The 1,548-nt window shown below is 45.2% G+C and carries 1 protein-coding gene; it reads right to left on the reverse strand.

Features of this window, described 5'->3' with window-relative positions:
• Positions 1 to 1,373, reverse strand: a 1,373-nt coding sequence (locus tag QVA83_RS19840; RefSeq protein ID WP_287498858.1) for an SLC13 family permease, incomplete at its 3' end; no start/stop codon positions are given.
• Between the last annotated feature and the right edge of the window lie 175 nt (positions 1,374 to 1,548).

The raw sequence follows: 1,548 nt of genomic DNA on the forward strand, positions 1-1,548 counted from the left end.
CCCTCTCTGGCCATAGTTTTTATGTCGAACTTTTCCGTTGAGTATGCAATGGCGTTAGGCGCTGTAGCTACTGGCAGCATAAAAGCGCAACTTGCGCTAATTGCCGCGGGGATCATCAACAACTTAGGATCTACGCCCACAGCCATACCCGCGGCTGCTAGAATTGGCATTAGTAGTGTAGATGTTGCCGTGTTAGAGGTAATTTCCGTCAAGAAGGTAACGAACAAGCAAATTCCAAGTACCAACAGAAGAACAGGAAGCGTAGAAAGTCCCGTTAACCATGTTCCCATAAGAACACTTAAGCCCGATGACATAAATGCTTTGGCAATACAAATACCGCCAGCAAACAATAACAACATGCCCCACGGAATATCGTTTGCGGTTTTCCAATCAAGCAGTTTGTCGTTGTTTCCTTTTTCGTCTACTTCACCATTATCGTTTCCGCTGTTTGTAAAGAACATAGCCGCAACACCCGCTACGGCAATAGTACTGTCACTTATTGTGCTTATGCCTATCCAAGCAGTCCAAAAAGGTCTGAAAATCCAAGCTAAAGCGACAGTGCCAAAAATAGCAAGAACACGCTTCTCGGCTTTTGTCCATGTGCCTGGGACAGGTAAATCGATGTTCCCCACTTGTTTAATACCGCGCGCTAACCATAAAGCCATAATCGGTACGCCTAAAATCACGATGGGTACACCAGTTTTCATCCAGTCTATAAAGCTGTATTCAATACCTTGGGTTTCTTCATACACGCTCATAAAGATAATATTTGGTGGCGTCCCAATCGGTGTCCCTACCCCACCTAAGCTTGCTGAATAAGCAATACCAAGTATAAGCGCCACGCCAAATCGCGGATTGTCTACTGCGTTGATAATAGCGATAGCCATTGGCAACATCATTAGGATTGTTGCCGTATTACTAATCCACATACTGAGTACTGCGGTTGTTAACATGAAGCCCAGCACCAGTTTGAGCGGGCTGCCGCTGCCCGTTATACGCAACATGTAAATGGCGAAACGCTTGTGTAAGTTAGCACGCTCCAACCCTTTTGAAAGCATGAAAGCAGCCATTAATAGAATGATAACGTGGCTTCCGAGAGCAGAGGCAGCTTCGCTGTGAGACAACACACCAAATAGCGGGAATAGCGCGAAGGGTAAAAGTGAGGTAGCGGGAATGGGGAGCGCTTCAGTCACCCAGAGCACAGCGACAAATAGCGTAATTGCTGCGGTAAAAATGATCTCGCTGGGCTGATCAATGGCCCACAATCCCAAGCCACATAGTACTGAAGCGATAAAGGCAAATAGAATTATACTGTTTTTACGTGTTGGCTTTCGTTGTAGAGTTTCTGAAGAAGGTTCAGAGTTTGTGTGCATTGCGCTTCCCGTTACTAATAGCTTTATTATAAGTGCTAGTTATTGCTCTTATATTTTCTATCAGTAATTAGCGGGAAACGCACTACGCTTTTGCGAAAAAAACGTGTTTTTAAGACGGTTTCTTTTATTTACTCTCGTCGTCTGACGAGATTCGGCTTGCAACTGCGCCTGCTTG

It is taken from the genome of Alteromonas sp. AO-Serp, from assembly GCF_017849675.1.
Taxonomy (GTDB): Bacteria; Pseudomonadota; Gammaproteobacteria; order Enterobacterales; family Alteromonadaceae; genus Alteromonas; species Alteromonas macleodii.